This is a genomic window from Mycobacterium sp., from assembly GCF_049281135.1.
Classification (GTDB): Bacteria; Actinomycetota; Actinomycetes; order Mycobacteriales; family Mycobacteriaceae; genus Mycobacterium.
The window spans coordinates 1-6,337 of the sequence record NZ_JBAPRN010000688.1; the positions used below are offsets into that span (position 1 = coordinate 1).

6 protein-coding genes are annotated in these 6,337 nt (G+C 63.6%); 3 read left to right on the forward strand and 3 right to left on the reverse strand.

The genetic code is table 11. The features are described 5' to 3' along the window. Positions 1-51 precede the first annotated feature (51 nt). From WAN02_RS27605 to WAN02_RS27615, 3 genes are read right to left on the reverse strand one after another with little or no spacing between them, the layout of a single operon-like run. Positions 52-855: a universal stress protein gene (locus WAN02_RS27605; RefSeq protein ID WP_422268387.1), complete on the reverse strand. Its 804-nt coding sequence runs from the start codon at positions 853-855 to the stop codon at positions 52-54. 35 nt (positions 856-890) lie between these two features. Further along, positions 891-2,033, reverse strand: coding sequence for a site-2 protease family protein (locus tag WAN02_RS27610; protein WP_422268389.1), 1,143 nt, complete (start codon positions 2,031-2,033; stop codon positions 891-893). Between the two features lie 36 nt (positions 2,034-2,069). After that, positions 2,070-2,990 carry a universal stress protein gene (locus WAN02_RS27615; protein ID WP_422268391.1) on the reverse strand — a complete coding sequence of 307 codons (921 nt, stop codon included), beginning with the start codon at positions 2,988-2,990 and terminating at the stop codon, positions 2,070-2,072. A 249-nt stretch (positions 2,991-3,239) separates the two neighbouring features. Between WAN02_RS27615 and WAN02_RS27620 the strand changes: the two genes are divergently transcribed. The 3 genes from WAN02_RS27620 to WAN02_RS27630 form a co-directional block, all read left to right on the forward strand. Further along, the gene (locus WAN02_RS27620) at positions 3,240-3,671 is read left to right on the forward strand and encodes an Hsp20/alpha crystallin family protein (protein ID WP_422268393.1); all 432 of its coding nucleotides are present in this window, start codon (positions 3,240-3,242) and stop codon (positions 3,669-3,671) included. Positions 3,672-3,777: 106 nt separating this feature from the next. Continuing rightward, complete coding sequence (locus WAN02_RS27625; RefSeq protein ID WP_422268395.1) at positions 3,778-5,814, forward strand: erythromycin esterase family protein; 2,037 nt, start codon at positions 3,778-3,780, stop codon at positions 5,812-5,814. A gap of 17 nt (positions 5,815-5,831) precedes the next feature. After that, positions 5,832-6,337, forward strand: a 506-nt coding sequence (locus tag WAN02_RS27630) for a 1-phosphofructokinase family hexose kinase (RefSeq protein WP_422268397.1), incomplete at its 3' end; no start/stop codon positions are given.

Below are 6,337 nucleotides of genomic sequence, written 5' to 3' on the forward strand. Positions count from 1 at the left end.
CTTCGAGGGCACCACCTTTCGTTGTTAACGCCGATTGTGCTGGCGGCAGATTTATTCACGAACGATGAGTACCGAAGATTGGGGATGGCGGAAGATCGGGTGATCGTACGGGCCGACAATCTGAGCAAGCTGGCCGGCGTCGGCGCCGCCGATCACCGCAAGCGGCACCAGGTCATCGTTGTGCTTCACGAAATCCGTTACGCCGTCGCGTGTCGTCACGGGGTAGATGCGCACATTTGGGAACCAGCGTCGCCAGGGCTCCAACCGGTCGTTGAGTTCGTGAGCCGCTGCTTCGGACCCGTCGGTACCGATGGCCAGCACCGGAAGCTTGTGCAGCTCTGCTTCTCTCATCGCCTGATCGATCACAAGATCGCGTTGTGACGAGTCGTCGATCGCTACCACGATCCAGTTGATGGCGGGTCCCCGCTGATCCGGTTGGGAACGAATCACCGCCACCGGGCAAAGAGCTTTCTCCGCGACTTCGGTTGCGGTCGAGCCCAATAGCGCCCGGGAGTAGCGATCGATTCCCGTGGATCCAACGCACACCATCTCAGCGCTGTCGGATTCTGAAACGAGGATCACACCAGGTTGGCCGCGCAGGATATCGGTTTCGATTTTGACCGCTATTCCTTTCGCCTCGATTACGGCTCGCGCCGCCCGCAGGGAGGTCTCGGCGTGTGCGAGATCGCGGTGGTAATCCTCCGCGGAGGAATGTGTGGTTTTGAGGACGGCCAGCAGGAGGAGCGGCACCTCGCGACCGGCGGCCTCATCTGCGGCCCATTCAGCGGAATGGATCGCGGCTTGCGAACCGTCGATACCGACGATGACTGTGGGGCCGATTCGGGTGTGAGTCATAGCTTCCTCTGTCGTTGGTCGTGTTGTCGATGAGGTCAGTGTCCGTACGCAACGGCGGTGGGTCTGGCGAGTCGGCGCACATCGACCAGGCGGGTGAGATCCGTTGCGGTAACGATGCCCACCACGCGCCCGCCATCGACAACGAGCGCCCGGTTTCCATGACCGGACGCCAACCGCTCCAATAGCGTGGTGACCGCCTCGTCGGGGCTTGCAATCGTGACGTGATTGAACGGCAAGGCGATCTCACCTACGAGGGTGGCGGCGCGACTCTCGAGCGGCACGTGACGTAATTCGGCCAGTGTCACCAGCCCTGTGATGGTTCCGTCATGGCCCGTCACCGGGTACGCCGAATGCCGGTCACCGAGGAGATAACGCTCGATGAAATCCTGCACGGTCACTGACGCCGGGGCGCAATGCGGGTTGGGCGTCATCGCGTCGGCGACGCGCACGCCGGACAGCGCGTCGCGCGTCAGCAACTGCACCTCGTCGGTATGCGCGGCGGTGAAAATAAACCAACCGATGAACGCAGACCAGATACCCGCGACCATGGCTCCGGCTAGAAATTCAAGCAACCCGAATGCGATAAGGGTGTAGGCGAGAGCGCGACCGGCCCGCGCGGCGCTCAATGCGGCCCGGGCCGGGTCGCCATGGCGCCGCCAGAGCCACGCGCGCAGAACCTGTCCACCGTCCAATGGTGCACCGGGCAGCAGGTTGAAAAGGCCTAGCAGACCGTTGATCCCGGCGAGCCATAATGCGACAGCGACAACGATGGTCCCGGCGCCCAGGACTCGGAATTCCATACCGGCAGCGGCGAACAGGGCGGCCAGCAGCAGGCTCGTGGCGGGTCCAGCGACGGCGATGCGCAAGGCGGTCCTCGGCGTCGTAGCTTGACCGCCGAGACGAGTCACACCGCCGAAAAGCCACAGCGTCACGTCGAGAACCTGGATACCGGCACGCCGGGCCACGATCGCATGCGCCAGCTCGTGGGCAAGCAATGATGCGAGGAGAACGGCGGCGCCGCAGGCACCGGCCACCCAATAGGTCCGTGAGGAGAAGCCTGCGGCGGTGGTGGGTAGCGTCGAAGCCAGGCTCCAGGTGAACAGCCACAAGATGACCAGCACGCCCCAGTCGACCTTGACCGGGAACCCGGCGATACGTCCGATCGGGATGCCGCGCATATTTTGACCTCCGAAGGTATTGCAGTGGAAAAGATTTCAGCTACCCGGCTGCCGCTGTTGTCGGGCGACGATCACTGGTACGTGGGCGGCCTGTGCGACGGCCGTGCTCACCGAGCCCAACAGCATGCCGGCGAATCCGCCGCGGCCGTGACTGCCAACGACGACGAGCTGCGACGACTCGGCCGCCTCCAGGAGATGAAGAGCCGGAGCATCGCTGACAATTCGGCGTCGCACAACGACATCCGGGAAACGCTCTTGCCAGCCTGCCAGCCGCTCGGCCAGTGCTTTCTCTCCGACGGCTTGCATGCTCGGCCACTCATCGCTTGGAGCGTCGGACTTGTGTTGGTCGGACCACGCGTGGATGGCGATGAGCTCGACTCCGCGCCAGGACGCTTCTTCGAACGCGATCGCTGTCGCCGTCTCCGATGCCGGCGACCCGTCGATACCGACCACCACCGGCAACTGCGAGCGCTCCGAGGAGGACTGCGCCCCGCCGTGCACAACGGCCACCGGGCAGCGGGCGTGGTGGATCAGCCCGGTGCTGATCGAGCCCAGCAGGACGCGGCCTACCGCGGTGTGGCCACGGGAGCCGACCACGATCATCTGCGCTTGATTGGAGAATTCGAAAAGGGTCGGAGCGATCGCCGAGAAATACACTTCGGCGTGTAGATCGGGAATGCAACGATCTTGTGTGCTGTCCTTGGCGATCTTGACGGCGGCTGAAATGATCTCCGCGCCTTCGGTTCTCTGCCACTCGAGAGCGTCGGGGGGCGGCTGAACAGCGCCGCCTCCTAAAGCCAGGAGTCCCCATGGCGGCCGCTCGATAACGTGGATGAGGCTCAGCGAAACGTTGCGCATTGCCGCTTCGCGCGCGGCCCAGCACACCGCCGTCTTCGACGAGGGCGACCCGTCCACACCTACGACGATGCCTTGATGTTTCTCCGCGTCCGTAGGCATTAGCCGTCCTCCCGTGTTGGTGGGCTCACTGCAGCTGAGACTAAGGATGTGGGCGGGCGTCGAGCAGAGTCATAGGTCCCTAGGTCGCTGCCTTAGGGCCCTTTACGGCCCGAGTGTCGCGGTATGCGGGAATCTCGCAGCGAGCCGACGAACGACCTCAGCAAGACGGGACTTCTGCCCCTACTGAAGCGTCGGGCCGAGTGGTCGAATCCTCTGGGTAGGTAACGAACCCACTAGCAGGAGATCAGAATGAGTACCCTTCCCGTTAAACGTCAGCAGCGCTCGATGTTCCCCGAGTTCGCTGAGCTGTTCGCGACATTCCCTTCCTTTACTGGACTTCGCCCAGCTTTCGACACCAGGTTGATGCGGCTTGAGGATGAGATGAAGGACGGTCATTACGAAGTACGGGCCGAGATCCCCGGTGTGGACCCGGCGAAGGACATCGACATCAGCCTGCGCGACGGACAATTGACCATTAAGGCCGAGCGCAGCGAGAAGAGAGAATTCGAAGGGCGTTCGGAGTTTTCCTACGGGTCGTTTGTCCGCACGGTGTCGCTTCCGGCCGGTGCCGACGAAGACGATGTCAAGGCCACCTACGACAAAGGCATCGTGACAGTCTCCGTTGCCATCGACGAGGCCAAGCCGGCCGAAAAGCACGTTCCGATCGCGTCGGCTAACTGACCAGATTGCGAGGCGGGCCCGCAGCTGCGCCCCTTTGGCTGCGGGTCCGCCACTTCATCTGCCGCCTGGACAGCGGCGCCATCCGCGAGGAAGTGAGGACCACCAGATGAGCAGAGCGATCATCCTCGGCAAGGACACTCCAGATCGGTTGTTCCGCAACCGCCGTGAGGCCGGCCAGGTGTTGGCCGACCTGTTGCAGGCCTATCGTGACCAACCCGACGTGGTGGTCCTGGGTCTGGCGCGAGGCGGAGTGCCGGTCGCATGGGAGGTCGCGGCCGCACTGCATGCGCCGCTGGATGCATTCATCGTTCGCAAGCTCGGCGTTCCGGGCCACGAGGAGTTCGCGGCGGGCGCGCTCGCCAGCGGCGGCCGCGTCGTGCTCAACGACGATGTGGTTCGAGGCCTAGGTATCACCCCTCAGCAGTTGCGAGATGTCGCTGAACGCGAGGGGCGCGAGTTAGTCAGGCGGGAAGCGGCTTACCGCAACGGGCGTCCACCGGTCGACGTCACGGGTAAGACCGTCATCCTGGTCGATGACGGATTAGCCACCGGTGCCAGCATGTTCGCCGCGGTGCAAGCACTGCGGGAAGCCGAACCCGCGCACATTGTGATTGCGGTGCCATCGGCACCGGAATCGACCTGTCGCGAATTCGCCGGTCTGGTTGACGACATGGTCTGCGCGTCCATGCCCACCCCATTTTTCGCTGTGGGAGCGTCGTTCTGGGACTTCAGTCAGGTCAGCGACGAAGAAGTTCGCACCCTCCTCGCCACCCCGACTACCGCGTCGACAGCGGGGCCTGCCGCAGAGACGGCGGCCGAGGTCATCCGGCGCGTCGCCGTCGACGCTCCCGGCGGTGTCCCGCCCCGAGAGATGTTGTCCGAGTTGATCGGTGACGCGAGGATCGTTCTCATCGGGGAAAGTTCGCACGGCACGCACGAGTTCTACGAGGCCCGAGCTGAGATAACGAAATGGCTGATCGAGGAGAAGGGGTTCTGCGCAGTGGCCGCGGAGGCGGACTGGCCCGACGCCTACCGGGTCAACCGCTACGTACGCGGCATGGGGGAGGATAGCACTGGGGAGCAAGCGTTACGCGGCTTCGAGCGGTTCCCGTCGTGGATGTGGCGTAACACGGTGGTCCGCGATTTTGTCGACTGGCTGCGGACCGACAATCGGCTCTGCGAAACGCAGGATCGGCGTCAAACCGGTTTCTACGGACTGGATCTCTACAGTTTGCATCGTTCGATGCAGGAGGTGGTCAGCTTTCTCGACAAGGTCGATCCGATGGCTGCGGCCCGTGCGCGCTCTCGGTACTCGTGCTTCGACCACGTCTCGTCCGCTGACGACGGCCAGGCTTACGGATTCCGGGCGGCATTCGGGGCCGGCCTGTCCTGTGAGAGGGAAGCCATCGATCAGCTGGTCGACATCCAGCGAAATGCGTTGGCCTACGCGCGCCGCGACGGGCTGCTCGGCGAAGATGAGCTGTTCTATGCCGAGCAGAACGCACAAGTCGTTCGCGACGCCGAGCGTTATTACCGGGCCATGTTCGGCGATCGGGTGACCTCGTGGAATCTGCGAGACCAGCACATGGCCCAGACGCTGGACGCGTTACTCGCCCATTTGGACCGCCAGCGGCAGGCCACGCCAGCACGAATCGTCGTGTGGGCACACAACTCTCATGTCGGTGACGCTCGGGCAACGGAAGTGTCGGTCGACGGTCAGCTGACGTTGGGTCAGCTCGTCCGCGAACGGTACCGCGACGACGCCCGGCTGATCGGGTTCAGCACTTACACCGGAACCGTGACCGCCGCCAGCCAGTGGGGAGACATGGCCGAACGGAAGAATGTCCGGCCCGGGTTGCCGGGAAGCGTCGAAGAGCTGTTCCACGAGACGGGTCACCGGGCGTTCGCTGTCTCATCCGCCGGTGCCGCCGGCGCCGCACTGGATGTGGTCAGATTGGGCCGCGCGATCGGCGTGATCTATCGGCCCGGGACAGAAATGCAAAGCCACTACTTCCACGTCCGCCCGGCGGACCAGTTCGACGCGATGATTCACATAGAGAAGACCCGGGCACTTCAGCCGCTTGAAGTGACCAGCCGGTGGGTTGCGGGTGAGACCCCCGAAACCTATCCGACCGGCCTGTAGCGCGCCTAGGATATGTGATGAGCATTCACGCTGTCCCGCAGCGAAATTCGGTACCGATCGTGACGTTGACGATGAATCCGTGCCTCGACATCACAACGAGTGTGAACCAGGTTCGTCCCACCGACAAGCTTCGCTGTCAGGATGCCCGACATGATCCCGGTGGTGGCGGCATCAATGTGGCCCGCATTGCTCACGTCCTCGGTTCGCCGGTCACAGCGGTGTTCCCCGCCGGTGGACCAATCGGGGAAGTCGTTACTGACCTCCTTGCGAGAGAGAATGTTCCGTTCCGTCGAGTGAAGATCGCCGGCCGGACGCGAGAGAGCTTCACCGTCAACGAGCAAGACAGCGGGCAGCAGTATCGCTTTGTGCTCCCGGGCCCGCAACTGACATCTGCCGAACGGGCGCTCTGTGTCGACGAACTTCGCGCCGCGGCGACCTCCGCCCGATACGTCGTGGCCAGCGGCAGCCTACCCCCCGGGGTACCTACCGATTTTTATCAGCACATAGCGCGCGTCTGCGGTGA

Coding starts and splice junctions, on each gene's coding strand:
- WAN02_RS27605 (WP_422268387.1), bottom strand. CDS start 855: ATGACTCACACCCGAATCGGCCCCACAGTCATCGTCGGTATCGACGGT.
- WAN02_RS27610 (WP_422268389.1), bottom strand. CDS start 2,033: ATGCGCGGCATCCCGATCGGACGTATCGCCGGGTTCCCGGTCAAGGTC.
- WAN02_RS27615 (WP_422268391.1), bottom strand. CDS start 2,990: ATGCCTACGGACGCGGAGAAACATCAAGGCATCGTCGTAGGTGTGGAC.
- WAN02_RS27620 (WP_422268393.1), top strand. CDS start 3,240: ATGAGTACCCTTCCCGTTAAACGTCAGCAGCGCTCGATGTTCCCCGAG.
- WAN02_RS27625 (WP_422268395.1), top strand. CDS start 3,778: ATGAGCAGAGCGATCATCCTCGGCAAGGACACTCCAGATCGGTTGTTC.